Origin of the sequence: Streptomyces sp. NPDC058284 (assembly GCF_042881135.1) — a bacterium.
Lineage (GTDB): Bacteria > Actinomycetota > Actinomycetes > Streptomycetales > Streptomycetaceae > Streptomyces.
This window is the reverse complement of the sequence record NZ_JBHVYE010000014.1, coordinates 150,225-175,646: the sequence shown is the minus strand read 5'-3', so window position 1 is coordinate 175,646 and position 25,422 is coordinate 150,225. Positions and strand designations below refer to the sequence as shown.

Here is a 25,422-nt window from a genome sequence, read left to right as displayed (position 1 = left end):
GTAGAGGTCAATGCCGTGTCCGGTGGTGACCGCGTCGATCAGGGCCTGGAGCTCGGAGGGCGGGTCCTTGTCCGTCCAGGCTCGCCACCATTGGTTGAGGGTGATCGCGGGGGTGAGCCAGGAACGGATCGCCCGTAAGGCCCTGGGCCAGCAGGGCTGTTGGTGCTGGTGGGGCCCGGTTGGGCCCCCTCTCTGGCCCCTGGCTGGGACACGGGTCCGGCGCGGTGGCATCAACCGGGCCGGGTGGGGCGAACCACTGGTCCCAGCAGAAGGAGAACGCGCAGTTGACGAGGGTCTGGTGGCGGCGGATGGCGCGGTCGGAGCGGACTTGGAAGTCGGCCCAGCCGAGTTCGTCCTTGATCTGCTTGTAGCTCTGCTCGATCCAGGGCCGCAGGCCGTATAGGCGGACGGTCTCGGCGAGGCCGGCCGGCGGGTGCGGGCTGGTGCCGGCGCAGGCCGCGTCGGGATGGGGCAGGTTGGTGGCCAGGTACCAGGTGGCCTTCTCCGGCAGGGTGGCCGGATCGGTGGTGGCCACGACCAGCCGGCAGGGTGCGTGGGGGCCGTATCCGCCCAGTCGGGCATCAGCGGCCCACCAGGTCTGGGTGTGTCCGTCGCGGAAATGGCGCTCCACCGGTGTCCAGTCGCCGGGATGGTCGGCATTCTTCCAGGTCAAAGTGTGTGCGGCGTCGATGGGGGTGTGCGGCTGGCCGGCCCGGGCCCAGGTGCCGCGGTGCGGCTTGAGCGCCACGACGTAGGGCAGGCCAGCCTCGCGTAGTACGCGATGCCAGTCGTCGCTGACCGAGTAGGCGCAGTCGGCGACCACCGCCCGGCAGCCGAAGCCCGCCTCCTTGCCCCGGACCGTGAGAGCGGCGGAGATCTGCGGTTTCGTGCGGAAGGCCGGATCGGACCGGCCGCGAGTGAAGTGATGTGCGGGCGTGTACGGCTGTGCGTGCAGCGGGTAGTACACGCGGCCGTCGGTCCACACCGTGGTCACCGTGACGATGCCGTTGTCGGTCTTGCCCAGCCGTCCCAGCCACTGCCGGCCCACGTTGGCGGTGGCCGTGCCGTCCTTTCGGTCCCCGGAGTCGTCGATCACGATGACCCCGCCCTCGTGCGGAGCCGTCGCCGCTTGCTCGCGCAGCAGCTTGAGCCGCCGGTCGTTGATCTGCTCGGCCTCCCAGGGCGACTCGGACAGGAAGAACTGCAGCCGCTGCACTCCCGGCATCCCCGCGCCGGCCACCGGCTCAGCCCCGGCCAGGCACGTGATCGTCTTGTTCCGCTCCCGCGGCGCCAGCAGCCCGGTCAGGTACTCGCGAAAACCCCGCCGCTGAGCCAGGCTGAAGAAGAGGTCGTCGAACCGGGCCGCGTACTCCTCCAACGGCCCCGGCGCAGGCGGACACGGGCGGCGAGCAGTCATCTTCGGCTCCCAGCAGAGCAGTTGACACCTGTTACCGGCCTACGGCCAACCTGCACCGCCGTCAACCCAACGACCACCGGATTTAACGAACTACCGCTACTGACCTGTTCGAAGTGTTGTCGTGGTGGGTGACGGGTGATGATCCCTGCGGTAGGGCGGCGGGCTGACCGCCGAACGGCAGCACTTTCGTGAACAGATTCGGTTCGAGGCCGACGAGCGGTTCGAGCGGGGTGAGAAGAACGTGGTGATCGCGAAGGAGCTGCGGGTGAATGTGCGGTCGGTGGAGCGGTGGCGGCGGGCCTGGTGCCAGGACGGGACTGCTGCCCTGGCCTCCGCGGGCCCGCCGAAGCTGCCCAAGCTGACCGATGACCGATTCGCCGAACTGGAGCAGGAATTGGCCCGGGGGCCGGCCGTGCACGGCTGGGAAGACCAGCGCTGAACAACCCGGACACGCTCAGCAGGATGGTCAACTACCTGACCGGGCAAGGGTTCGTGCCCGCAACCCCAGGCACCGGGACAACGTCGGCAACGACTGGGCCCGAAGCCCGCTAGGCTGAGGCATCCGCCGCGCCAGCTGACGCGCCTTGCCACAGCTGGTGCGACTGGGCGCCCACAGTCCCGTGTGGCGTGATACCGGGGACCTTCGCCTTTGTGTCAGGTGCAGCAGGACAGTTATCTGGTCTGCACACTGCTTTCACCGGCGACGGGTTGGCAGACTCGCCGTCACCGGATGAAGCCAGCCAGCGAGGCGTAGCTTGAGTCCTTGCCGGACTCGGCGCGGGCATCCTGACCGTTCTGGCAGGAGAGAGCGTCGCCAGCGGGGTCCTGGCAGGCGGGACCGCTTTCGCCGCCGCGGTCCTCTTCTTCCACACCATTATCGCCTGAGCGGCGGTGTGTTGTGGGGAGCCCGGGGACGGCTGCCGGACTCCCCACAACACACCGCCATCGCCCTGGTGCCCCCGCTGTCAGGCACCTGCGAGGTGGGTGATGTGAGCATTGGCGTGGATGCGGCCGCTCTCCACAAGCCACTGGTGGATCGCGGCGGTGACGTCGCCGCCTGCGGCGTCCACCCGGGGGGCGAAGCCGCCGGGTGGTGGCGGAGTCGCAGGAGCGTTCTTCGGTGTGGTCGGGGCGTTGGATGACGTCGCGGCCGGGTGAGTCGGTGCGGCTGCCCGACGCGTGGGGATCGACCTCAACCCACAGGTGGGCGAAGCCGGGTGGAATTGCTCACCGCCGAAGCCGCCCTCGTCGACCAGCCCGCCGCAGCCGTGCGACGCCCCTTCATAAGGCAGTACAGAAATCGCCGATGCTTCTCTCATCCGCGCCCAAACATACTGAAGTCGATCAAACTCACCCCGCCAGCCGGCTCACTCACCCTCCGCGAGGACAGCGAAAGTCGAGGAACGGACATTCAGTCAAGAGAACTGGATGGAGTTGCCCTGAACCAACCAGCTATCTCGGGGTGCCTTTGCGCCCCGACAAGCCGCTTGCGGCTGACGCCGTTTGGGCGTTCACGATCGTGTGGCACTCCCGCAGCCCGCGTTTTCGGCCTCCCGCATGCGCTCGTCCATCGTCGTGCTGCGATCGTAGGGATCGACCGCGGGACCAGAGCCCGCGCTCTCGCCCTCGGCGCCGAACGCCGGGATGAAGTGGCCGCCGGTGTACTCGTCACAACCACCGTTGGTGGCATCGACTTTGTAGGACGCCAGCGAGAACGTCCCGGGCTTGATACGCACCTTCGCCGGGTCATCCCAACTCATCACGATCTCGCGGCGCACGATGGTGCGCGCGACCTCGTCGCGCCCTCCATCGGCGCGTACCACCGGGTAGACGTAGGTGACATCGGTGCTGACCTTGACCGCCCCGCGCTCGCCCTCGCTAAACGTCATCCGGCCCCGCGTCTTGACCACGTCGCCGACCAGCCGCACCTTCTCCTTCTCGAAACGGCTGAACAGCAGCAGCGGATCGTTCTCCTTGCTGGGCTTGCTGAACGCCGCCGCCAGATAGCTCTGGACGTCCTGCTGATCCGGGTTGACCAGCGCAATGGCCCGCCCGGGATACTCACCGCGCAGGACCCCAGGATCCAGGCTGGAGGCGGCAAGGAAGTCTCGGGACTTCTGGAGGGCTTGCGCGACCTGCGCCTGGCTCATCCGGCCCGTCGCCCGCGCTGCGGGGACGTGAATACCGTCCGCCCCCTCGCCCCACCGGGCCGCCGGCGACCCGCGGAACGGTTCCTGCAGCGTGGGCGCCTGCGCCGCCATATCAGCCGGCGGCTGCTCCGGCCGCTCCGACTCCGCGGCCAGTGGCGCCTCCTGCTGGCCGCTGCCGAACCACCCCGCCACCCGCTCCGGGGCCACGGCTACGACCCCGACCAGCACGGCGGCCACCACGACCAGGCCAGCCGCGTACCGGCCCTTGCCGCGCCGCCGCTGGTCCGACTCATACGTCCGCCACCCCTCCGGCCGGCCGGGCTCCTCCCGCAGACGCCGCGCGACCATCCGCGCCCGTGCCGACGGCTCCCGGGGCGCTCCCTCGGGCCCGGCTCCCGCCTCCCGCAAAAACCGCGCCCACTCCTCGTCCGATACCGACCCGCCCTTACCCACGCGGGAATCCCCCCGATTCGCATGCTTCCGGCCCCTCCCCGGGGCCAGTCGTCGTCTATGGAGCCAACCGTCCAGCACCGAGTTTCGACCGGCACGGAACTGCGATTCAACCGAGCCAGTCGACGCGCCGCCCAGGTCAAGGTTGTTTTCGCGGCCTCGATCATAGGCCGGTGGACTACCGGGCCCTCCAACGGTTCACGCTGGTCCAGGGCCCGCCAGGCCGCTGGCCATCGTCGGCACAAGCGGCCAGCATGACACTCCCGCCGTGGTGCGCCCAGACAGGCCGCCCCGGCCGGTGACGCAGCCGTGAGCGAGAGTGCACATCACGTGCTCGCTGCGGTACATCGCACCGGCACCGCGTCCCCGTACGAAGGCCAGATTCCACAACCTACGATCGGCCTGATCAGACCTTCGTCTCGCAACGACGTGGTGTTCTACAAGATCTCGAGGGTCCCGGGCGGAATCGGGCCCTCGTTTGTCCAGGCATGGCCCGACGGTGCCGACGGTGCATCGTCCTCGGCGAGTGTCAGGCTGGGCCAGGGCCCGGCGAGGACGGCGTCGTCCAGGGTGATGCCGAGGTGGCCGAGTACGAGGGCGACCGCTGGAGCCATCCCGGCGTCCTCGCCTTCGTGTGCGGCGAGCGTCTCTTGCATCCGATCCCACCAGGGGCTGGTTTGTTCAGGCCGGGTGTGTTCCATGCCGGGCTCGAAGTACTCGACGCATTCGCCGTTGCGCCAGTACTGGAAGACGTCGATTCCCTCGGTAGTCGCCACGCTGTACGTCTCGGTGCCCCGGGACAACTCCGCGAGTGTTTCTTCCTCGAAGCCGATGCCACCTTCTTCCTCGACGCAGAAGGCCCAGTCTCCGAGCCTTCCGGCCCGCAGCAGCGAGACCATCCCGTCGCCGGAGTCGCCCGGAACCAGGTCCGAGGCCGTGTCCCAGTCGAGCAGGCGGGCCTGGGCCGGTTCGGCCCCGTAACGGGTAAACACTTCCTCGGGATCGAGGCCGCGGGTGAAGGTGACGCACATCCAGGCCACTGCCCAGCGGAGCGAACGCACGTCCGTTCCTGCTTCCATGTTCTGCTCCCGTAGATCCTTGTTCATTTCCGGTACCACTGGTCGACCCCCAGGCCTCCGGGGCCCCACCGTGCACGTGACACGGCGGGAGCACGGCTCGTGATGCCTGACTCAGGCGGTGAACTCGATGCGGAAGGGGTCGCCATCCACGAGGCGCTGGAACTTGCGCAGGGATCCTAGAACTCCGCCTGCGGAGTAGTTGACGCGCCCGGTGACGTGGAGCCGCAGGCAGGTCTCCTTGCGGGAGGTCGGGCGATCGGGCCAGGTCGCTGGGGCGGACCACACACCGTTCGCAGCAATTTGAGGGGTCAGCTCGGCGCACAGGTCGCCATTCTGACCGCCCTCCTTCGTGCTGGCCATCGGGAACTCATCACAGGTGTCCGCGTTCTTCTGCCCTGGGTACAGGCTGGTGAACGGCTTACACGTCGCGTCACGGTTGGTCTTCGCCTTATCCTGATTCACCGCGTGGAGGATGTCGGTTCCCCGGCGTCTCATGATCTCTTCGTAGATGGGCACGACGATTCCGTGCTTCGGGTGCGACCGAGAGTAGGTCAGCACCGGGAGGTCATCGGTCGGTATGACGCAGCCACGCAGCCGGGGCTGCTCCTTGTCGCAGCGGACCTTGCTGTTCGCAGGGCTGGACCAGGAGGCGCTGGGGTCGACCGGGGTCGCACCGGGCATCATCACGTACATCTTGTAGCTGGTCTGGAACGAAGAACGGGTGGTGTTCGCCGCGAAGGCGTCACCGCTGTACTTGGTCTTTCCGGTCTTCACCCCACCGGGCGTCATGGGGGTGCTGCCGAACCACGGCTGCTTCGTCTTAGTCGTACACCCGGCGCCGCAGCTGACCTGCATTTTCACCACAAGACTCTTCACATCGCCGGTGACCCGGACCAGCCTGGCGGTGATCGTCTCGTTGAGGTCCAGCGACTTGTACGAGGTGGCGAGTGTGGAGTCGACCTCGATGAGACCAGTGCCCACGGCCTTGCCGGACTTATTGTAAAGCGTGTAGGTGACCTCGGCACCGTTCAGGCACATGCCGCCGGTGCGACTCCAACTCCACTGCCCCGGATTGGTCAGCACGCACGAGGGCGGAGGCGGCTCGGGGTCGTCGCCTTCCGGCTCGAACTCCGGGTCGGTGCCGGAACCGGCCGCTTCGTCGGCAGAGGGGGCGGCAGCAGCGGCCTGCTTGGGGGCTGTCGTGCTCGCCTTGCCGGGCGTACCGTCCACACTCACGCACGCGGTGACAGCGTTGGGCACCTGCGCGCGGGCGCCGGCGGGGAGCCGGGAGCAGGAGTCCTCGGCAGTGAAGGCGGCACTTTGCAAGATCGCTGAGGGAGCGGCGGGGTGGGCCGAATCTGCGGTCTCGCTCACAGCCCCAGTGACAGACGCACGGGCCTGTGCGGTCTGACTACCAGCGGCGCCGGCGGTGCTGGTCCCGGTGAGGACCACGGTAAGGAGGAGGGCGGGCAACGCCCACCTGCGTGGTGAGGTCATTTCTTCTCTCTGGTGTGGGTGGAAGGGAAACGTAAGGCCACTGAGGCAGCGCTCGGGCGCTGGGCTGCGGGACAGTGGTCCACATGAACGGCATCGAGCGACGGGCCGGAAAGAGGGCTGGCTGCAGGGCTTGTTGTCGTACTACGTGGCGTCGGCATCACCGGGCTGATTGCCCGCGGCCGTTGGGCACGATGCGGGCAGCCAGCCTGTGGCAGTGCAGCTGGGGGCCGGTCGCGGCTGTTTCCCGCCGTCGGGTGGGATCGAGGCTGTGATCCGCGGACCCAGGCGGTTTCCGGTGTGGTCGTGTCAGTTGCTGTGGCTAGGACAGGGCTCTGATGATCGGGGAGGCGACGTCTCCGGCGAACTCTGTGACCTTCTTGATTGCCTTGGGTGTCTTCTTCACGATCCTCAGCCCTGTGCCCGCTCCTCGGGTCAGCAGTCCCAACGCTGCGTCGCCTGCGCCGTGGACGAACTCGCTGCTGCCGAAGCCGTGTTCGACCCCGGTGAAGATGGCTCCGAGACCAGCGGAAACGGCAGAGATGCCGCCGAGCGTCAATGCGATCGGGCCGGTGACCGGGGCAGCCGGGGGGAAGGCAAGGCTGATCGCTCCGAGGCCTGCCGCGACCAGTCCGGTGGCGGCGCTGACGTTGTTGAACGCGTCAGCCCACCACCCTGCGTCTTCCCACCACTTTTCTTTCCCGGCCCCGGTCCCGTTGGGGTTCACTTGGTCGTGCTTGGGGGAATCGGCAGGGTTGCGTTTGTTCTTCTTGTCCTCGTCGGCCTTCTTCGCCGCTTCCCGTGCGGCCTCTGCTATTTCCGCGCTTCGCTTCTCGATGACGATCCGTCGGGCGTCAGTGGCGGCGGCTGCCGCTGCCCGTTCGTCCTGGCCGGCCCGGATCTCGGACTGTCGCGCGCTCGCGGCTGATGCACGGGCGCGGTAGGAGGAGTTGCTGGCACTGCGGGCCGAGTCGAGGGCCTTGTTCGCTGAATAGTTCGCCGCGCGCGATGCGCCACGGGCTGTGGCCGCTGCCTTGGTGGCCTTGTTCGCGGATGCCTGGGCGTCGGAAGCCGACTTGTCCGCGGTATTGGCGTGCTTGTTGGCTTCCTTGGCAGAGTCGTCGGCCTTGCGCGCTGAGGCGATCGCCTTGTCGGACCATTTTGCTGCCTCGGCTGCGGCATCCCACGCGTCCGCTGCTGCCTTGGAGGCTAGTGCTGCGTCCTTCTGCGCCTGATGGGCGATCTTCGCGGCGGCCGCGATTGCTGCCCGGATGGCCGCCGCGTGGCCGGCGGATTCGAGGTCGAGTTGGGCGGCCTGGTACTGCACGATGTCGACGAACCGCCGTCGCATCCACGTCGGGCCCTCCATGGCAACGTCCGCGTACGCCTTGGCGTACGCGCCTCCGGAGGCGATGACCGTTGCTGTGGTCACCGCGTCGTCCTCCTGTACCGCCTCGGCGAGGTCGTGGTCGAAGAACCTCTGGAGTGCCTGGGGGGTGTCAGCCGTAAGTGCGGCATTGGCTGCGGCCGTGATGGCCTTGCCCGGCTTGCTGTTGAGGATGCGGAAGATCTGGACGCGGTGTTCTTCCGCTCTCGACGTGATCACGCCCGAGGTGATGAAGTCCCCTTCGGCTTGGGAACTGTCGCTGCCGAGGGCCTTGGCTGCCGCATCCGCCACGACCGGGTCGGATACTTGGGCGATGTAGAAGATGGTCTCCCGGTTGTCCTGGCCTTCGGCAAGAGCCCGGTCCAGGTCTATCCAGCTGTGGACATCGCTGTCTGTTCCCGACAGAGCAAACTGGGCGGCTTCGCGGGTCCATACTCCCCTGGAGTCCAGGAGGCCGACGGCGGCCTTCCGGCCGAGTGTGGCGGCCAGGGCCAGGTCGTCGGCGGCCAGCGCCTGCTCGGCTTTGGTGATCAGATCCTTGATGGCCTGGCTGGTCTGCTCCGCCTGAGCGCGCTTGTTCTGGGTGGCTGCGAGCTCTTCCGCTTCAATACGGGCGAGTTCCCTGGCCTCCTGCAGTCCTTGCTTGCGGTCTTCCTCCAGGCTCGCCATCTCGGCCTCGCGGGCCTTCTGTTCTACGGTGAGGGCTTTCTCAACGGCCTTGGTGGCGGTGTTGGCTGCCTTGATGGCTGCGGCTGCGTAGGCCTTGGACTTGTTCGCGTAGTCGATGGCCTTCCCCGCGTGCTTCACGGCCTCCTCGGCGGCGTCTGCCGCCTTGTCCGCATGGTCCGCAGCGGAGTTGGCGGCATCGCGGGCGGTACGTGCTGCAGATGCAGCCGTGTTGGCCAGTGACTGCGCCGCCGACGCCGCGTTGGTGGCCTGGCTTGCCGCTGCCGAGGCGATGGCCGCCTGACGCTTGGCCTCTGCTGCCTCCTTTTGGGCGCTGCCCGCGGCGGACGCGGCCTGCGCGGATGCATTGGCGGCGGCAGCGGCGTTGCGGGCAGCGGAGGCCGCCGCGAAGCCGGCGCTGGCGGCTTGCGCGGAAGCATTAGCGGCCTGATCGGCGGCCTTGGCCGCCGATCGCGCCCGGCCGGCCGCGTTCCGCGCCGCGAGGGCCGCGTTCTTCGCGGCATTGGTCCGGGAGGCGTCCTTCGAGGCGGCGATCGCTGCGTTGTAGGCGCGGGAAGCCGCGGAACCGGCGGTGGCGGCTGCCTGGGATGCGGCGGTGGCAGCCCAGGACGCGCGGCGGGAGGCTTCCACGGCAGCGTTGGATGCCCGGATGGCTGTCCGGGCAGCGTCCGCCGCGCCACTGGCGGCGTTGGCCGCCTTGCGCGCCGCCGCGCCGGACTTCGCGACGTCCTTCTCGGCCTTCCTGGCTTCCGCCGCAGCCTTCTCGGCTGCCTCCTTCGCCTTCTGGGCGGCGGTCTGAGCGCGCTCCGAGGCTTCGACCGCCAGGTCGGTCTTGGCCCGCGCCCGCTTTCCTTCCCGTTCCACCACCGTGACGAGTTCCTCGATCGTCGCCTTCTCCTGGTCACGGGCCCGGGCGATGTGCTGCCCGGTATTGAGGAACCACAACACGTCTTCATCTGTGCCACTGAGCGCGCGATCCGCGTACTTTGTCACTTCAGGACCGGCGTCGACCATCATCTTGGTGATCTCCACCCGCATGTCCTCGAAGTCAGCGGTGAACTGCCCCTTGGTGAGGAAGTCTTCGAGAGCCTGCTGGGTACCGGCGTCCATGGCGGCAGCGCCTGCCCGCTTCACCGCCTTGCCACCGTTGTTGATGATGGTTGCGGTGGCCACCTGAAGGTCTTCCCTGACAGCTCGCTTGAAACCGTCCTTGATGAACGCAGCGATCGCCGAATCGCCGCGATCGAGGGCAGCTGTGGCATCCCTGCGCATCCCCTTACCGGCATTGGCCAGGTAGGTCAGGATGGCAACGCGGTTGTCCTCGATGGTCGTCTTTGGCAGCTGCTCGGTGAGGAAGGACCGGATGTCGGCGTCACTGCCGGTCAGCACCTCGGCTGCGGCGGCCCGGGTGGCCCTGCCGCCCGTGATCCATGCTTTGACCGCTCTCGCGCGCTCGGTGTCCGGAAGCGCAAGCGGGTCGGGCACTTCGCCTTCGGCGGCACGGGCCAGCGGTGTGAATGCCAGAGGCGAAGCTGCCATGGCGGTGGCAGCGCCGAGGACACCAAGGACGTGGCGCCTGCTCCAAAACGTTGTCTGCATCTGAATGTTGTCCTCGTCATGCATGCCGATATGGCAGGTCGGTGATCACTGACGCGACAGCCCCTCTGCATAGCTGATGCGGGAGCTGGGAAGGCGCCGCGTTGAGAGCGCAGTCGGCGGTGAAGCAGTACGGCCTGCTACGAGTCAACTCCACCTCATTGCCCCCGGGCTGACGGTGCCATCCCCTCAGAAGTTCTGCACAGACACGAACCTGACAGACAGAAGGCCGCCGCTCCTCTTCCTCTAGGGGGTCTCGGCAGTCTGCGCCTGGAACGACAGAATCGGCTGTTGGCCGTGGCGTTTCCGTCTGAGCCCGTCCCTGCCCGAGGCCTATCGCGCCGCCCAAAGGATCTTCACACAGCGATTCCGGTGAAGTAAAGCCGGGGTCTCAATTCGCCTCCAAAGAGGCCCCGTTTCCCAATTACAGGCCCGCCACCTGCGATTCAGCAAGGTCGTTCAATAAATATCGAGCGACGCGCCGCAACGGATTCGTGACGCTTTCGTGACCAACCCCCGAAACAGGCATTTCAGCTCCTGAGTGACCCTGTTGTGCGAATCGACACAACAGGCGCCATCTGCGTCACTTCACCCAGGCGTAATGCCCACTTCAGATCACATAAGTCCGATATGCCCTTCTGGACATGTGATCATGCTGTGGATTTGAATGTGCAGGTCACGCACTAGCGGCGGGGCGGGGAGCGCACATCGCTGCCGCACCGAACGCGGCTGGGCAGTATCGGCCAGCAGCTCTTCTTTGCTCGCACTTTGCCTGTAGTTGATTCGCCCGATGGGGCCGGGCTGGCTAAGTGCATGTGCCACTGAGGCTGTTCGAAACGCCTATCGCCATGACGTGGCGCCCTATTTTGTGGGTGACACGGCGAGTGCGGGTGGCATCTAACCTACGCAGAGGAAACGCATGAAACTCATCACTCGCACCCTTATGGCGGGAGGCGTCGCTGCGGCCGCAGCCATAGCGTGGTCCGTGTCCGGTCCGGCTGAGTCGACCAACGCAGCAACCTCCGTCGCCGAGGTGACACCCGGGTACGCGGTGGAGGACTTCAACTACCCGCAGGCGGACAGAATTCAGCAGGAGAAGGGCATCCTGCTCAAGCGCGGCGATGGACACATCATGCTGGCCGAGTGCGGCAGCCAGGAGGGCCTGCTGGAGATCTGGGCGCGCAGCAAGGACAAGGTCTGCTTCCGCGTCATAGGCAACACCGGCCATCTGAGCCTGGAGATCCCTGCCGTGTTCGGCATCAAGGGCAACAGCTACGACACCGACGTGACGATGACCGTGGGCGGCCGGGAGAAGAACCTCGACATCACGAAGAACACCTTCACCCCGGTGGGCGAAACCGCAGACCCGGACGGCCGTGAACACATGCTCGTCGAGATCCGCACCTCCAAGTAACCCTGCTCGCCGGAGAACGCACACCCCATGAAGTCAACTCCCCGCCGGCGTAACGGGCTTGCCGCCCTGATCGCGGCAGCCGTCGTCGCCACTCCCCTCGCCGCCGCTGGGCCCGCCCACCCCGTCACCGGCGGCAAAGAGCCCAACAACCTGCGCGCCTACACCGCGCGCCTGGACATCGGGGGCGGTGACCGCGCCTGCACCGGTGCCCTCGTCGCCCCGCAGTGGCTGCTGACCGCCAAGTCCTGCTTCGCCCAGCACCCCGCCGCCTCCATCGACGTCCCCGAAGGCGCCCCCCAGTCGCCCACCAAGGCCGTCATCGGGCGCACCGACCTGACCAGCAAGGCCGGGTCCGAACGCGAGGTCGTCCAGCTGGTACCCCGCAGCGATCGCGATGTCGTCCTGGCCAAGCTGTCCGCGCCAGTCACCAACGTCACCCCCGCGGCCCTCGCATCCGCCCCGGCAGAGGCGGGCCAGAGCCTGACTACCACCGGCTACGGCCGCACCAAGACCGACTGGTCGCCGCTGGACGTGCACCACGGCACGTTCACCGCGGCCGCCCCCGAGGCCACCAATGTGGAGCTGACCGGCACAGCAGGTAACGCGATCTGCGCGGGCGACGCCGGCGCGCCCCTGGCCGTGGGCAGCGAGGACCGTCCGCAGATCGCCGCCGTCGCCTCCCGTTCCGATCAGGCGGGCTGTTTCGGTATCGTCCCCGACCAGAAGTCCACCAAGGCGATCGCATCCCGCACCGACGACCTGGCCGTCTGGGTCGGCGAGCAGACCGGCCAGGCCGGCTTCGTCGACTTCAACGGTGACGGCGTAGAGGACGTGGCCATCGGCGACCCGTACAACACTGTCAGCGGCATCAAGCAGGCCGGTTCCGTAAGCGTCGTGTACGGCGGCGGCAAGGGCAGCGTTCAGATCGACCAGAGCCTGTCCTTCGTGCCCGGTGGGGCCGAGGCGAACGACCGGTTCGGGCACGCCCTGGCCACCGTCGACTACGACAAGGACGGCTACACCGATCTGGTCGTCGGCATTCCTTACGAGGACCTCAAGGGCCAGGCGGACTCCGGGATGGTGTCCGTGATCTACGGCTCGCCCACCGGCCTCGGCAAAGGCCGGGTGTCGACCAACTTCGAGCAGGGCGCGGGCACCGGCGCCCTGAAGAGCTCCGTCGCCGAAGCCGGGGACATGCTCGGCTACTCGGTCACGGCCGGGATCACCCACACCGGCAACCCGTTCATCTTCGCCGGTACCCCCGGCGAGTCCATCGGCGCGGCCAAGGACGCCGGTTCGTCCGTATACATCACCGGCGACACCAGCTTCGGCATCACACAGGGCAACGGCGGGGCCGCGGGCGCCGTCGAGGCCGGCGACCAGCACGGCTGGTCAGTCGCGTCGGACGCCAACTACATCGCCATCGGCGCCCCCGGCGAGTCCATCGGCACGAAGGCCGACGCCGGCAATGTGAGCGTGCTGCGCCACCCGGCCAAGCCCGGGACCAAGCCCACGTACACGGCAAGCATCAACCAGGACAAGAGCTATGTCTCCGGCGGCGCCGAGGCGGGCGATAAGTTCGGCTACTCCCTGTCCATGACCGCGTACCGGGGCGAGGGTGAGAGGACGGCCACGTCCTCCGCTCTCGCCGTCGGCTCTCCGGGCGAGGGCATCATGCCCCCAGGTGGCGGCGCGGAGAAGAAGGAAGCGGGACACACTCACATCCTGGGCCTCGCCGCCGACGGCAGCGGGAGCCAGTTGGCCTCCGTCTCGCAGATGAACACGGTCAACCAGAACGAGGCCGACACCGCGGGCGGTGCCGAGACCTACGACCACTTCGGCGAGCGCGTCGCCATCGCCAACCGCGCCCCCAGCAAGATCCCGGGCCGCTTCGACCTGGTCCTGGCCGTCGGCTCACCCGGCGAGGACCTCGAAGGCATCAGCAACACCGGCGCCGTGCAGACCTACTCGGCCATCGGCAAGCCCGGCGACGGCGACCGCTGGATCGAGATCGGCAGCAACGGCATCCCCGGCCCCAAGAAGACCAACCAGTACCTCGGCACGACGCTCACGGCCACGCCGACCAGCCTCTACATCGGCACCCCGTTCGGTCCGGCCGCCAAGGGCGCGGTCTACTCCCTGCCCTGGACCACCCTGACCAGCGGCCCGAAGGAGCCGACCACCGTGTTCCAGCCGGGCAAGGACGGCATCCCCAACGAGGGCTTCCGCTTCGGCATCAGCGTCCAATAACCCATCCCCACCACGGCAGCACCCGATTCCCGGCTCGGTATAACTCCGAGCCGGGAACCGGCCGTTCGGAACGACATACGTGCCTGCTCACGGCGAACGCTGCGGGCACTTGGTCAACGCGGGCGCCAGGTGCGTACTTCAAGGTCGTCGGGGTGGATCTCGCTGTAGGCCAGGCGGCTGTGGTCGTCGACGGCTGAGTGGACGTAGTCGAAGCCCACATTGTTGCGGGTGGCGCGGCCTGCCTGGCGGCCCAGCACCTTGTGGCCGCCGCCGTCGGGGATCCGGCCGAGTTTCTTGACGTCGATGTGGATCAGCTCGCCCGGCCGTTCGCGCTCGTAGCGGCAGATGACCTGGCCGGTGGGCCGGTCCAGGAAGGCCAGCCGGTTCAGGCCGTGGCGGGTCAGGATGCGGTGCACGGTCGATGGGGGCAGGCCGAGGGTCGGGCCGATGCGGGCGGGACCGAGCTTGCGTTCCTGCCGCAGCCGGCAGACACGGGCTTCGATGGTGGCGGTGGTTCGGTGTGGTGTCGTGCGGGGCCAGCTGGAGCGGTCGATGAGTCCGTTTTCGCCCCTCGTGGTGCCAGCGCCGGATCCACTTGTGGGCCGTGGGACGGGAGATGCCCATCTCCGTGGCGACGTGCGCGACGGGACGCCCGGAGCGGACACGTTCGACGAGCAGCCGCCTGCCGTGAAGGGTCAGCCGGGCATGACGGTGGGACATGAGGATCAGCCTGCCATGGGCAGAGAACCTATTGGTCCCGCATGGCACGTCTCGCCGTTGCATTGAGCCATGGTTGAACGACACCAACGAAGAGGCCGATGCCGCCAAGAACAAGCGCTGCCTGCCAAGGCGCTCCGATGAAGCCGAACAACAAGCTGAAGAGCACGCCCAGCAAGACCCCCAAGAGAGTGGCCGCAAGGACGAACCCCCACCCGATCCCGTTCTTATGCTTTTCCGTCATGGAGCTTGTCTCCACAGGTTGTTGTAGGGCTTACACCTTCGCCCCGCCGATGAGACCACCGATGACGCTACCGAGTACCGCATTCTTTGCGTCCTCGTCATCACCGCCGCCCAATTTGGCTCCGAGACCGGCCCCGGCCCCACCCCACAGCGCTCCCGTGACCACACCGGCAGCGACACAGCCAGCACCAGCGGTTCCTACGCAGGCCGCCCCCACAGCTGCTCCGGCAGCAAGGCCTGCAACAGCACCGCCAATCGAAGAACCGACATCCGACCAACTGAACAACCCGGTCGGATCGATCCGGTTGACAGGGTCGCCTTCGGCGTAGAGGTAGGGGTTCTGCTCCTGGCCGGAGGGGTCACGCTGGGTGAAGCGGCCGATGTTGGGGTCGTAGTAGCGGGCCGCGTAATGGTAGAGGCCGGTCGGGTCCTGGTAGCCGCCGGCGAAACGGTAGGGCTGAGGAGTCTTCTCGGAACTCACCGAGCGGGTGACGCCCCGCGGGCTGTAGGAGTAAGAGTTGACCTTCTCGCCGGACTCGTCGGTGACCGCGACGACCGAGCCGAGCGCGTCGGTGAGGTAGAAGTACGTCTTCCCGTCCCGCGTCATGGAGTTCAACGTGCCCCCGGGCTCGCGGTTGAATCCCGTGTCCACACTGGCCGTTGAGGTCGCCGACAGGCCCAGCGGTCCGTTGTGGAAGGAGGTGTCGCCGAGTTTGATGCGCTCGCTCTGGTCGGTCGAGCCGTAGCGGCCCTCGTACGTCTTGCCGCCGACGGTCAGTGAGGTGAGCTGGCTGTGATCCGACCACTTCTCCCCGGTGCGGGTGCCCTCGGATATGGACGCGCCGGCCGTTTCGTGGCCTTCCGCGTCGTAGGACCAGTTCGTGGTCGAGTCGTTCTTCGCGGTGATCTGCTGGGCGTCGTTGATGGTGTAGGTGGTGCCGCGCGGGCAGCCTTCGGCGGTGCCCTGGCTGGTGAGGTTGCCTGCGAGGTCGTAGCAGTACTGCCAGGAGGAGTTGAGGGTCGAGCCCTTCTTCTCCTCGGCGTAGGAGAAGCGGCCGGCGCCGTCATAGGCGTAGCTGGTCTTCATGCCGGTCACCGCGTCGGTCCGCGTGCGGATCTTGTCGCCGTCGGTCTTGGCGGCGGTGCCGTAACCGTAGGTATAGGTCAGGTCGACCAGGGTGCTGCCGCCGGAGGTCGCCTTGATCTTCTCGGGGCGGCTGGACTTGTCGACGTCGACACTCTGCACGGTGCCGCCGGGGTAGGAGGTCTGGGTGCGGATGTCGTTGTTGTTGTACTTGTACGTGGTGAGGCCGCCACCTCCTCCGACGGTGTGCGCTCGGCCTGGGGCGCGACCGGTTTGTTCGCTCCGACCTTCACCGCGGGCATCGTGAAGGTCGGAGCGTCCTTGCCCGAGGCCGAACCTGGGTCGTCGGCCGCGGAGGCGCCGGCGGCCGGCAGGAGGGACACCGTCAGGGCAGTGGTGGCCAAGGCAGCTGCCGTGGCGAGTCGGGCTCTCTTTCGGGCACGCGAAATACGCGCACCACTGGTGCGTTGATTCAAGGCTTCCCCCCACAGGAAGACACTTCTCGCAGACCCCAGCGGTCACGAGGCGCCCACAAGTTGCCACAGGGTCCGCACAGATCACGCGAGCTTCCCCCGAACACCCGTACTACACGGGACGGAACTAGCCCCTCCCGTCAGCGGTGCAAATATGAGTTAAGGCCGCAGACATCGTTCAGTTCGTGCCGCCGTTGCACTATCCGCACACAGGAACATCCACAAGGTGACCGGATAGTTGTGGTCCGCTCCACGAGGCGCCGTGCCTGCCGCCAGCACACGCAGGTCTTGGGATGGTCAGTCAGCGGGCTCGTACTCCACCGTTTCCTGCCCGCATCCGGCCGCCAGTTCCTGCAACGCATGTCGCTCGGGCTTGTCCACGGACAGGTTCCAGCGGAGCTTGGTCGCTAGCCAGCCGGCGGTGTACGTACAGCGGGCGTCGGCGAGGGGCAGCTGCCACTCAGACGGGTCCTGGTCGGCTTTCGAGCGGTTGCTGCGCGCGCTAACGGCCACCAGGGACCGCTCGTCACCGAGGTCGTTGGCGTAGGCCTGGCGACGCCTGGCGCTCCAGGTGCTGGCGCCGGAGTCCCAGGCCTCGGCGAGCGGCACCATGTGGTCGATGTCCAGACCGCGGGGCTGGGTGACGGTTTCGCTGTCGTAGAACGAGAACCACTCCCCGGCGATGACCTTGCAGCCCGCTCCGATGGTCGGGGCGGTACGGGACTCGGCGATGAGGACCTCTTCGCGGGTGTCGCACCCGTCGCGGTCCTCGTCGGTCCAGTGCCGGAACCGGGAGCGCTGGTACCCCTCCCGAGACTCCGCGGCCATCGGCAGAGCGGCGATCGCCTGCTTCAGCGTCATCGGGAGCGCGACCAGATCTGCGTCGGCGGCGGAGGCCGGGGACGCTGTGGCGAGGGGCAGGGCGAGGAAGGCTGCGGCCAAAGCCGCGCGCATGCAGGTGGTGATCACGGTCCGGTGATACCGGGATCCGCCGGCCGACGAGGGCGGTTCGGATGGAGCGTCACCCGGGCGAGCGCAAAGGTCGTACCGGCGGATCGTGCCAGCACGATGTCAGACACGACCAGCACGTCGAACAGGAAAGCGAGCAGCCCGGCCTAGGATCCGTGTCCGTGGCAGACATCTCCGATGAGCTGATCGATCTGGAACGTTCCGCCGAGGAAGCACGAGCGATGCTCGCGGGCCTTGCCGGTGAGGAGTATCAGGTGCAGTGCCGCAGCTGGTACGAGACGGACGCCGCGGTGCTTGCCCAGGCGCCCGGCCGGGAGGAACGGGCGCGGGCCGCTCACTGGGCCTTGCACCCCGTCCCCCTGACAGTTCCTCGCGAGGCCCCGCCGTCCGTACAGCTGGCCGCCCTGATCCTTGCGGTCCATACCGAGGCCAGTCTCGGCCGCGCCTGCGCCGACGACCTCACCTGGTTGTGCGCAACCGCTCCCGGGCCTCGCACGGACCTCCTCGACCAGCTCGCCCGTATCCGCACCCTGGCGTCCTGGCGCCGTGACCCCGAAGCAGGCGAAACGTGCTGGCAGCTGCCGGAACAGACCTGAGCGCGCTCGCGCAACGCTGCCGCTTTGCGGCTTTGCGGCGGTCACCGCCTGTGGACCCATCGCTCTGGCCAGCAGACTCACCGTGAAGCCGGCAGCCGGACATCACTCGATGAGCCCAGCAGACAACCCTTACTGCGGCTACTGGGAGGCAGAGCGGCCCCGGGGTTTTAGAGGATGTCGTCATTGGAGTCGAACTGATGCTCAGCAGGGGGGAAGTCGGGGAAGTACACCGTGTCCGCCTCTCCGGTCAGAACGGACAGGAGGAAGGGTGCGCACTGGTGGGGGTGGTATTCCCATTCCGGTCCCCGGCCCTCGTTGAACATGACTTCCCACTCATCGGGCTTCTGCTCCGGCCGTCGCAGCCAGTACAGGTAGGCGCCGCTTCCCTCGATGTAGGCCCAGGGCAGGACCTGAGCCTGGCTGCCGTCCTGCAGTTGTGCCGGCTTGGCTTCGGTCTCCCACAAGTTGGTCAGGACTTCTGCCCGCTCCGTGGCCTGGTCGATGAGGTTGTAGTCCTCGTCCGGGCAAGCGGGGTCCAGGAGCCAGATGGTCTCGTCGAAGACCCCGCCTCCGTAGGTCTCAACGAGTTCCTTGTAATCCTGCGGCAGGGCGGTGCCGAGCCGCTGCTCGGCGGCAGCCCAGTCTCGTGAGCGGCGGGGGCCGGGGGGAGGAACGAGAGCGGCAAGGCGTTCCACGGCGGGGTGCATCGGGGTCGGCTTCCTTTCCCTGAGGGGTGCTTATTTGGGCTTGGGGACATTCAAGATAGTGACGCTGTTGGTGCTGCTGCCGCCTTCGTAGGGGGTGAAGGAGAAGCCGCGGTTGCCGTGCGCCTCCAAAGTGAGTGCCACGGGGACGACGTCGCTGGGGTCGTTGGTCCGGTAGACGGGCGTGACCTTGTAGTCGATGGTCTCACCCGCGTCCACTGCGGTTCTGAGCTGGTCTTCGACTTTCTTCATGACCGGCGAGTTGGCGTTCCGGTGCATGGTCACGAAATTGCGCAGGTCCTTGTTGGAGCCGCCGATCTGGGCGCCGAGCAGGTGGGTCTTGTTGAGCTTCTTGTATTTCTCGTAGCCGGGGACCTTGTCCGGGGGGTTCGTCGTCCCACCCGTCATGTCGGACTCGAGGCGGGCGCGCATGCCGGTGGCGCGACCGCCCGGCCCGGGTGCGCCGTACTGGACGCGGCCGCCCCAGGTGACGTCGGCTTCATCGCAAGGGGAGAGACCGAGGGGGTCGGCTTGGGTGTGCGGGTTGTCGACGTAGGCGGCCGGGTTCGGCGCGGGATCGATGCCCAGAGGGTCCAGCGTGAGGTAGCGGCCCGTTTCCGGGTCGTAGTGGCGGAAGTAGTTGTGGTGCAGGCCGGTTTCGGGGTCGTAGTACTGGCCCGGGAAACGGAGCGGGGTATAGGCCGTGGCGTTCTGGTTCCAGGCGGTAGTGCCCCACAGTGTGGTGCGGGCGCGCCAGGCGATCTGGCCGTTTTCGTCGATGAGTTCGGTGGGGGTGCCGATCTGGTCGGTGACGATGGCGTAGAACCGCTGGTCGATGACCTGCTGGGGTGCCTGGGCGAGGGATTTCGTCTCTGTTTGCGACAGGGGTGCCAGTCCGTCGTGGTCCCAGGTGAGGGTGATCAGTTCGGCGGAACCGGCGAGGTGGGTCGACTGCTCGGTGAGCGTGCTGCCGTCCCAGGTGAAGCGGGTCTCCTCGGCGATGCTTCCGTCGGCGGTGAGCCGTTGTTTGGCGATACGCCGGCCGAGCGGGTCGTACACGTACCGCCACTGGGTGCCGTCGGGGGTGGTGACGGAGGTGAGCCGGTCCTCGGCATCCCACGTGTAGCGCCAGACGTCCGGCTTGCGGGACAGGCGTCGTTTACGCCGTTGGATGGCGCGTCCCGCCGCGTCGTATTCGTAGCGGGTGTCGCCAGCACTTGTCAGGCGGGTGCCGGTGTAGGTGCGCGGGCCGCGGGACTGGTTTGCGGGGTGGTGGTCGGGCCACGTGGCGTAGGTCTGGTTGCCTGCGTCGTCGTAGGCGTAGGTCTCGCTCCAATTGGCGGCATTGACGGCGGTGACGCGTCCGGCTTGGTCGAGGGTGAAGGTGCGGCGGCCGGTGTCCTGGTCGGTGACGGCGGTCAGGTGTCCGTCGTCGCGGTAGGTGAAGGTGCGCTGGATGTGCGGGCGGGCGGTGCCGGGCACGGTGAGGGTCTGGCCGGCCAGGTGGTTGTGCCCGTCCCAGGCGAAGGCGAGAGTGAAGCGGTCGCCCAGGCTGCGCTGGATTTCCCGGCCCGCTGCATCGTGCTGGAGGGAGAAGGCGCGCCCCGCCACGGTGAGGGCTTCGTAGTTGCCGACCCTGTCGTAGGCATAGGCGGTGGTGACGCCGACGGGGGTGGTGCGGTGGGTGCGGCGGCCGGCGGCGTCGCAGGAGGTGGCGAGCGTGCGGCCGTCGATGGTCTCGGCAACGAGACGGCCTACGGCGTCGTGCTGGAAGTGCAGGGTGGCATCGGGGCTGGTGGCCCGGACCAGGCGGCCGCACAGGTCGTTCTCGAAGGCGATGACCTGGCCGTCGATGTCCTTCTCGACCATCTGGCCGATGGAGTCGTAACGGTAGGTGATGGCCTGCCCGGCGGCGTTGGTGTTCCGGGTGAGCTGTCCGGCCGGGTCGTACTCGTAGGACTTGGTGTGGCCGTCGAAGTCGGTCTCCCCGACGAGCTGTCCGGCCGGGTCGTAGCGGTAGGCCCAGATCAAGCCCTGCGGGTTGGTGACAGCGGTCAGCCTCAGCTCGGCGTCGTAGCTGAATGTGTGACGTGTGCCGTCCGGGCCGGTCTGGGCCGTCAGCCGATCGAAGTGGCCGTATTCGGAGCGGAGCGTCGCGCCGAGCGGATCGGTGTACAAGATGCAGTTGCCCTCGCCGTCGAACGACCACGACTCCGTCGCACCGTCGGGGCTGGTGCGGGACAGGAGCTGGCCCTCGACCGACCATGTCAGCCGGGTCTCCCCGCCGGTAGGGCCGGTGACTGCCACCACCCGTCCGAAGGCGTCGTACTGGTGGTGGCTCACCGTGCCGAAGGCGTCGGTGACGGTCACCGGCAGTCCGGCCTGGTTGCAGACTGCCTCCACCTGCTCGCCGAGCGGGTTGGTGACGGCGGTGACCTCGCCGCGCGGCCCGATGGCGTAGCGCGTCGTCGCGCCGTTGGGGTCGGTAAGGGCGGTGCAGTTTCCCACCTCGTCGTAGGTGTACTGCCACACGGTGGCGTCGGGCAGCTCCACGGCCGTGGTGAGGTTCAGGTCGTTATAGGTGAAGCGGGTGGTGCCGCCGTCAGGGCGGATCACCGTGTCCGGCAGGCCGAGATCGTTGTTTTGGAGTCTGGTGGTACGCCCGAGCTGGTCCGTTGAAGCGATCACGTGCTGGTGGGCGTCGTATTCCGTGACGACGCTGGCGCCCAGCGGGTCGATCTCCGCGACGACCAGGCAGGCGTCGTTGACGACGTAGCGGAAGGTGGAGCCGGCTGGCGTGGTGACGTCGGTGATGCGGCAACCGGGCCAGGCGGGATCGGTGCCGTCATAGGTGAAGGTGTTGGCGAGATGGCCCGCCTCACCGCCCTGAGCGATGCAGCGGTCCTGGTCGTCGTAACGGTAGTCGTAGCGGCTGTGGTTGGTGTCCAGCCAGGACGTGATGCGCAGTTGTTCGTCGTAGGTCAACCGCAGCGGCAAGCCGGAGGAGTTGGTGACGGCGGTGAGGTTGCCGCCGGTGTAGCCATACCGCTTGATCACGGTGTCGGCGCCGGCCTCCAGGCTGAGCTTGGTGATCCGTTCGTCCTCGACAGTGAGGCTCAGGTGGTATCCGCCGCTGTGGCAGATCGCCTGCGGTGTGCCTTCGGCGTCGTAGATGAAGTCGATGGTGTTGTGGTTGCGGTCGGATATCTGCGTCAGGAGTGCCACGTCGTCGGCGGGGGCGGCGAAGCGGCGACGGTGACAGGTTAGAGGGTCGGTTATGCGGTAGGCGCCGTCCTCTAGGCGCTCCAGCGGCCAGCGCGGCCCGGCCTCGGGTAGCACCGGTGTGTCCGGGCCCTGAGGGTGGGGATAGGCCAGCAGCATGCCATCCTCGGTGACGAACACGACGCCGTCATCGTCGACTTCGAGGCGCTGGTCGATCGTGGAGGTCCAGCTCGGGCCGAACCAGCCGCCGCTGCGGTAGCCCGAGGCGACCCGGCGGGTGAAGGCCAGTGGGAAGGTGCCCGGCAGGCTGACGTCGATCTGGGTCATGTACATCTGGCCGGTGGCCACATCAACCGGGTCACCACAGCCCTTGATCCTGCTCTTGGCCCGGTTGTATGCGCCCTTCGCACCGTCCTTCAGCGCGGTACGGGCCGACTTGAAGCCCTTGAGCCCCTTCAACCCCTTGCCGAGTTTGGCGGCAGTGGTGATGCCCTTCATGCCGGGGATGCAGTCCATGGCGGCGAACGCGACATCCAACAGGCCTGCTTGGCCTTTCGCGTATTTACTGAGGGTGTCCGCCAGAACGATCGCCCCCGCGACGATGACGATCGCGGCGAGGATCGGACCACCGATGATCATCGCAATGATCCCGACCACCGCGACGACGACCTTGCACACCGCGACGATGCTGTCCCAGTTGTCGGTGACCCAGTCACCGATCTCCTCCCACCACTTGCGGTTCTGGATACCGGCGTCGGAGGCCTCGTCGATCTTCCGCTTCGCGGTCCCGGCCGCCTCCTCCCGCATCTTGCGGGCGTCCTCGGCCATCTTCTTCGCCGCGTCCAGCGCGCTCTTGGCGGAATCCACGTCGCCCTGCGCGGACTTCTGCGCCTTCTCGGCGGAGGCGGCGTTGCGGGTGGCGGCGCGCACCTTGTCCTCGTCGGGCTTGGGCACGTCCTTGCCCTTGGAGCCGCCGTCCTTGTACTTGTCGGCCTCCTTGCCCGCCTTCTCCACCCAGGAGTCGGCCGAGGAGAGGCGGGACTTGGCGCTGCTCAGATCGGCCTGGGCCTCGCGGCCCTTGACCAGCGCCTTGTCGGCCAGGGTCTGGGCGCGCTCTAGTTCCGGCCAGTACGCCGACAGGGCGTCGCCCGCCATCTCGTAGGACTTCTTGAGCTTCTTCAGCTTGTCCGGGGCGTCCTCGAACTTCTCCGTGAACGCGTCCGCGGTCTTGCCCGCCCACTGCAAGATCGCGTCCTCGCCCGCCATCCCCTTGATGTCCCGCAGGACACGACTCACATCGTCGGCGAAGTCATGCAAGCTCTTCGCCAGCGCACGCACCCGGTGCGGATCACCCGGCGTCGGATCCTTCTCCAGATCCAGGACATGCCAGTCCGACGGACGGTGCGACACGATTCAAATCCCCCGGTTGGATCGGCGGCCCTTGACGGTCAGGGCGCCTGCGGTGAATAACCGCTCAGCGGTTGATGGACTGGATTTCCTGGACGTTGATGTCCTGGGTGGTCTCGAAGGTGCCGTTGGGCAGCTTCCCCTGGGCCTCTCCGGTTCCCTTCCAGGAGATCTCCCAGGTGACGGAGGCCTTCAGCTGGTACGGCTCGTCCCTAGTGGCGCGGAGGTAGGCGAGGCCGCACGGCGGGTCCTGCTGGGCGGCGCCCTTGGTGTAGGGAGTGCCGATGGAGCCGTCCTCGTTGACCGGGCAGTCGCCGGAGGCAGGGAAGGTCCTCGCGTCACCGGTACCCGGGTCCAGGTGCAGGGCCACCGGTTTCGCGGTCGTCACCGCGTACAGGTCGGTGTGGGGCAGCGAGGCCCGTACCGTGACGTCTTTGAAGACGGCCTTGTCCAGCCACACCCAGGTGGGCAGGTTCACCGTCGACTTGCCCTGCGGCTTGAGCTCGACTTTGGTGTCCGGGACGCGGATCTTGTCGTAGGCGTAGGCCGCGAGTACTGCGGGAGTGGGAGCGTTCGGGTCGTCGGGGACGGTGCCGGCCTTCTGCCAGAACAAGTTCTTCGAGCAGTCCAGGATTTCGGGGTCGTTCGCGCGGTCCTCGCGGGCCACCGCGCGCCAGAACATGCCCTTCTTGCCCACGTTGTAGTTCTTGGTCGGGGTGTCGGTGAAGGTGGCCTCGCCCTTGTCGAACGCGTCGACGAGGAGGTCCTTGCCCCAGCGGCGACCGAAGTTCACGGAGAACAGGTCACCCTTCTTCATCTTCTCCGTCGCGTCCTTGAGCTGCTGCGGTGTGGCGAGCGGTTCGTACCAGCAGGCCGGGGGTTTCCAGTTCGGGTCGACAGCGGTCAGTCCGCCGGCCGAGGGCTTGGCCGTGCCACCGCCGGACTGTGTGACGACGATGCGGGTGCGGGTGACCTCGGCCCCCAGTTCCGGTCCGCTGGCCGTGCCCTTGGCGCTGTCCTCGGCGGGCGGTTTGGCGCCCTCTCCCGGGTCCGTTCCCCAGGCGAAGGCGGCCGAGGGGGTGAGCAGCGTGACCACCAGGGACGCTGCGGTGAGCGTCACCGCGCGAGGGAGCAGCTTCCTCACTTGCAGGCTCCGCGCTCCGTCTGGACCATCGTGGTCTTCCAGACGCCTTCCTTGGTCTTGCGCAACTTGGTGCGGTAGAGCACGAGGGCGTCGTCGGCGGGGGTGGCGGTGACCTTGCCGGTCTGGGTGTCCTTGGTCGATCCCTTGCCCTCGTCCACGCAATAGAAGAGCGTGCCGGAACCGTCCGGGCTGATGCGGGGCTGCGGCTGGAAGACCCGGCCCTTGCCGATCAGGACGAGGTTCTTGTCCGTGAACCCCTTGACCCACTCGGTGCCGGTCCGCAGCGCGTCGCTCTCGCTGTAGAAGGTGAAGGCGTCGTCCTGCGGGTCCTTGTTGATGATCGCGGCGTAGGAGGCACGGAGTCGCTCCTTGCCGTCGTCCAGGATGGCCTGCAGCTTCGGATCGCTGTTCGTCCAGCCCTCGAAGGTGACTTGGAAGGACTTAGGCAGCGTGATGTCCGGTCGCTTGGCTCCGCCCGGCTTCGCCGATGGGCCGGCGGACGCTGAACTGTCCGTGTCTGCCCCGGCGCCCTTGATCTTGTCGGGCGCGTCGTCGTCACCGCCGCCCGAGCTGCAGCCGGTCAGCAGCAGCGCGGTACTTGCGGTGATGGCGACCGCAACGGACAGGAAACGGCGAGTCACGTCTGCACTCCTAGGAGCTATGGGGATTCTGAGCTGTACACGCTACCTACGGTGCAGATGTTTTCACGAGGGGTTTCCCTGGCACGGGGCCGGGTCCACGGTGTGGCTGAGATCCTGCGCAACCAAGGCGCGCAACCCAGGCATCACGCTGCGAACAGGGCGACAGCATTCCAAATGCGAACGTCTCACCAGGGCATGCCGGTGAGGACGAGGAGCAGGCCGTGCGACACCCCACACACGCCACTCAGCGCCCCTGCAACTCGCGCGGCGAGTTGGCCAATTCTGGGCGTGGCACAGG

The 25,422-nt window shown here is 67.5% G+C and carries 15 protein-coding genes and 2 pseudogenes; 5 read left to right on the top strand and 12 right to left on the bottom strand.

Translation table 11 applies throughout. The features are described from left to right. Positions 1–7: 7 nt before the first annotated feature. On the bottom strand, positions 8–1,417 hold the full coding sequence (locus ACFVYR_RS20905; protein WP_384251124.1) for an IS701 family transposase: 1,410 nt from the start codon (positions 1,415–1,417) through the stop codon (positions 8–10). A gap of 163 nt (positions 1,418–1,580) precedes the next feature. Here ACFVYR_RS20905 and ACFVYR_RS20900 point away from each other — a divergent pair, with 163 nt between their 5' ends. After that, on the top strand, positions 1,581–1,856 hold the full coding sequence (locus ACFVYR_RS20900; protein WP_384251256.1) for a helix-turn-helix domain-containing protein: 276 nt from the start codon (positions 1,581–1,583) through the stop codon (positions 1,854–1,856). Positions 1,857–2,928: 1,072 nt separating this feature from the next. On the opposite strand, the gene ACFVYR_RS20895 is transcribed toward ACFVYR_RS20900, so the two are convergent. From ACFVYR_RS20895 to ACFVYR_RS20880, 4 genes are all read right to left on the bottom strand, one after another. Next, positions 2,929–4,020, bottom strand: a complete 1,092-nt coding sequence (locus ACFVYR_RS20895) for a hypothetical protein (protein WP_384251121.1) — start codon at positions 4,018–4,020, stop codon at positions 2,929–2,931. Positions 4,021–4,454: 434 nt separating this feature from the next. Beyond that, complete coding sequence (locus tag ACFVYR_RS20890) at positions 4,455–5,096, bottom strand: DUF6461 domain-containing protein (RefSeq protein ID WP_384251119.1); 642 nt, start codon at positions 5,094–5,096, stop codon at positions 4,455–4,457. A 111-nt stretch (positions 5,097–5,207) separates the two neighbouring features. Continuing rightward, positions 5,208–6,470: a hypothetical protein gene (locus ACFVYR_RS20885; RefSeq protein WP_384251116.1), complete on the bottom strand. Its 1,263-nt coding sequence runs from the start codon at positions 6,468–6,470 to the stop codon at positions 5,208–5,210. Between the two features lie 442 nt (positions 6,471–6,912). Continuing rightward, positions 6,913–10,287 (bottom strand): ALF repeat-containing protein, encoded by a 3,375-nt coding sequence (locus ACFVYR_RS20880; protein WP_384251113.1) that lies wholly within the window; start codon positions 10,285–10,287, stop codon positions 6,913–6,915. 958 nt (positions 10,288–11,245) lie between these two features. Between ACFVYR_RS20880 and ACFVYR_RS20875 the strand changes: the two genes are divergently transcribed. Continuing rightward, complete coding sequence (locus ACFVYR_RS20875; protein ID WP_384251111.1) at positions 11,246–11,674, top strand: hypothetical protein; 429 nt, start codon at positions 11,246–11,248, stop codon at positions 11,672–11,674. Between the two features lie 27 nt (positions 11,675–11,701). Then, positions 11,702–13,924, top strand: a complete 2,223-nt coding sequence (locus tag ACFVYR_RS20870) for a trypsin-like serine protease (protein WP_384251108.1) — start codon at positions 11,702–11,704, stop codon at positions 13,922–13,924. Positions 13,925–14,067: 143 nt separating this feature from the next. Here ACFVYR_RS20870 and ACFVYR_RS20865 read toward each other — a convergent pair. Then, a pseudogene (locus ACFVYR_RS20865) lies at positions 14,068–14,644 on the bottom strand (helix-turn-helix domain-containing protein); the annotation flags it as partial. A gap of 73 nt (positions 14,645–14,717) precedes the next feature. Between ACFVYR_RS20865 and ACFVYR_RS20860 the strand changes: the two are divergent. Next, positions 14,718–14,912, top strand: a complete 195-nt coding sequence (locus ACFVYR_RS20860) for a hypothetical protein (protein WP_389612232.1) — start codon at positions 14,718–14,720, stop codon at positions 14,910–14,912. A 3-nt stretch (positions 14,913–14,915) separates the two neighbouring features. Here ACFVYR_RS20860 and ACFVYR_RS20855 read toward each other — a convergent pair. Further along, a pseudogene (locus ACFVYR_RS20855) lies at positions 14,916–16,199 on the bottom strand (RHS repeat-associated core domain-containing protein); the annotation flags it as partial. Between the two features lie 539 nt (positions 16,200–16,738). After that, positions 16,739–17,410 (bottom strand): HNH endonuclease family protein, encoded by a 672-nt coding sequence (locus ACFVYR_RS20850; protein ID WP_384251106.1) that lies wholly within the window; start codon positions 17,408–17,410, stop codon positions 16,739–16,741. 161 nt (positions 17,411–17,571) lie between these two features. Here ACFVYR_RS20850 and ACFVYR_RS20845 point away from each other — a divergent pair, with 161 nt between their 5' ends. Then, positions 17,572–18,006: a hypothetical protein gene (locus ACFVYR_RS20845; protein ID WP_384251103.1), complete on the top strand. Its 435-nt coding sequence runs from the start codon at positions 17,572–17,574 to the stop codon at positions 18,004–18,006. Positions 18,007–18,173: 167 nt separating this feature from the next. Here the strand turns inward: ACFVYR_RS20845 and ACFVYR_RS20840 are convergent, their stop codons facing one another. The 4 genes from ACFVYR_RS20840 to ACFVYR_RS20825 form a co-directional block, all read right to left on the bottom strand. Next, positions 18,174–18,713 carry an SMI1/KNR4 family protein gene (locus ACFVYR_RS20840; RefSeq protein ID WP_384251101.1) on the bottom strand — a complete coding sequence of 180 codons (540 nt, stop codon included), beginning with the start codon at positions 18,711–18,713 and terminating at the stop codon, positions 18,174–18,176. A 30-nt stretch (positions 18,714–18,743) separates the two neighbouring features. Next, positions 18,744–23,342, bottom strand: coding sequence for a DUF6531 domain-containing protein (locus ACFVYR_RS20835; RefSeq protein ID WP_384251099.1), 4,599 nt, complete (start codon positions 23,340–23,342; stop codon positions 18,744–18,746). Between the two features lie 64 nt (positions 23,343–23,406). Next, positions 23,407–24,459 (bottom strand): hypothetical protein, encoded by a 1,053-nt coding sequence (locus tag ACFVYR_RS20830; protein ID WP_389612228.1) that lies wholly within the window; start codon positions 24,457–24,459, stop codon positions 23,407–23,409. 20 nt (positions 24,460–24,479) lie between these two features. Further along, positions 24,480–25,124 (bottom strand): hypothetical protein, encoded by a 645-nt coding sequence (locus ACFVYR_RS20825; RefSeq protein ID WP_384251094.1) that lies wholly within the window; start codon positions 25,122–25,124, stop codon positions 24,480–24,482. Positions 25,125–25,422 lie beyond the last annotated feature (298 nt).